We start from the raw sequence: 521 nt of genomic DNA on the forward strand, positions 1-521 counted from the left end.
GTTTAAAATCTTTAGTAGAACAAAACAATAAAGCTCATATAATAGGTAAAAGATTCATGGAAATTGATATAGCAAAAAGCGTTGGAAATGCTTATAAAGTCTTAAGCCAAGTTGTAAGTGAAGATTTTTTAAACTCTAAAGAATTTTTTAGCAAAGAAGATATTAACAATTTGCCATGTGGGTTTGAGATAGATAATAGTACCTTTAGTGTAGGCAAGATTTTACAAACTAGATATGATTTTGAAGATTATAATGATAAGAATATTCATGCACGAGATTTTCAAAGAATAAAGGGTGCTGATACACTATTTCATTATGATGGTGATGGCAAAATGGATATGTTTCCCGTGCATAGCGATAGTTTTTCTCAAGGTTATTCTATTTTATGGGACGCTAAAGGCGATAATTATAAAAACAATCAAGGAGATGTAAGTCGTGGTGGAATATTAATAGCCGTATTAAGAAATAATCATTTTTTAGTAGAAGGCGAGAGAACTTATTGGGGCAAGATGAGTGGCGGG

Annotated in this window: 1 protein-coding gene; it reads left to right on the forward strand. The window is 31.5% G+C overall.

The features are described from left to right. The coding region (locus AVBRAN12642_RS09790) for a Cj0814 family flagellar-dependent secreted protein (protein ID WP_442862372.1) at positions 1-521 on the forward strand (521 nt) is incomplete at both ends.

This window comes from Campylobacter sp. RM12642, from assembly GCF_020137635.1.
In the GTDB taxonomy this organism is placed as follows: domain Bacteria; phylum Campylobacterota; class Campylobacteria; order Campylobacterales; family Campylobacteraceae; genus Campylobacter_E.